At 64.9% G+C, this 1,502-nt stretch carries 1 protein-coding gene; it reads left to right on the top strand.

The features are described 5' to 3' along the window. Positions 1-304 precede the first annotated feature (304 nt). On the top strand, positions 305-1,502 hold a 1,198-nt coding region (locus G6035_RS19465; protein WP_176618752.1), incomplete at its 3' end, for an IS110 family transposase.

Raw genomic sequence — 1,502 nt, forward strand, 5'->3', positions numbered from 1 at the left:
CAGCGTGTGGGCGGCTGCGCCGCGCCAGTGGGTGTCGAAAATTCGTGCGTTTCCGTGGTGCCGCGGGTCCTTGCCTGGTGGCGTGGTTGGGGCTGATGATGGTGGTGTCTGTGATCGTCGACGCCGGTAGATCTGTGATGCCTTAGAGCTTGTGACCCAGCTTGGCGCGGAGGGTTTCCATGGGCGCCGTGGACTGTTGCTTCGAGCACGCGTATCAGATTCCTTAGTTTTATCCCGCCCTCCCCTTCACAGACCCACGCCCCTTCCCGGGGTGTGTCCCTTCAGGATGGTTCGGGTGTGTGAGATGGAAGCGAATGACGTGATTTACCCGCGCGTGGCCGGGATCGATGTGTCCAAGCGGGACGCGAAAGTGTGTGTCAGGGTGCCCTTGAAGCGGCGGAACACCTTCCGCTCGATCGTCACCACCTGGGGCTCAACGGTCCCGGAGATTTTGGAACTGAAGGCCTACCTTGAGCGTGAGCATCTCCAGCTGGTGGTGATGGAATCCACCAGCGACTACTGGAAGCCCTTTTTCTACCTGCTCGAGGACACCGTGCCGGTGCAGCTGGTCAACGCCCGCCAGGCGAAGAACCTGCCGGGCCGCAAGACGGACGTCTCCGACGCGGCCTGGCTGGCCAAGACTGCCTCGTGGGGGATGCTGGCACCCTTGTTCGTCCCGCCCCCACCGGTGCGGGAGCTGCGGGATTTGACCCGGGCCCGTTCCACCCTCACCCACTACCGGGCGTCCGTGCTGCAGCGGCTGGAGAAGTACCTGGAGAACACCGGAACCAAGCTCTCCGCCGTCGTCTCGGACCTGAACGGGGTCAGCTCCAAGCTGATCCTGCACGCCCTGGCCAACGGCGAACGTGACCCCAAGGTGCTGGCCGCCCTCGCCAAGGGCCGGCTGAAGAACAAGGCCAAGGAACTGGAGCAGGCCCTGACCGGGCTCCGCTTCACCGGCCACGACGCGTTCATGGTCGCCTTCCACCTCGACGAGCTCGATGCCCAGGACGCACGACTGGCCGCCCTCGACGCGCAGATCACCGAGGCGTTTGCGTCCTTTCGCCCCGAGATCGAACTGCTCTCCACGATCCCGGGCGTGAAGGAACTCACCGCACAGGTCATCATTGCCGAAACGGGCGCGGACATGGCCGCGTTTCCCACCGCCGCCCAACTCGCCGCCTGGGCCGGCGTCGCGCCCGGCAACAACGAATCCGCCGGCCGCCACAAGCCCGCCGCGACCCGGAAAGGCAACACCTACCTCAAGGGCGGGCTCGGAACAGCCGCGCTGAACATCGCCAAGCAAAAGGACAACTTCCTCAGTGCACGCTACAAGAGGATAGCCAACCGCCGCGGCAAGCCCCGCGCCATCGTCGCCACCGAACACACCATCATCACCGCCGTCTGGAACATGCTCGCGAACGGCGTCTGCTACGACGAACCACCCATCCGACGCTACACCCAGGCCAACGCCGACAGAACCCGCCAACACGCCCTCAACG

This window comes from Arthrobacter sp. SDTb3-6, assembly GCF_013376095.1.
GTDB lineage: Bacteria > Actinomycetota > Actinomycetes > Actinomycetales > Micrococcaceae > Specibacter.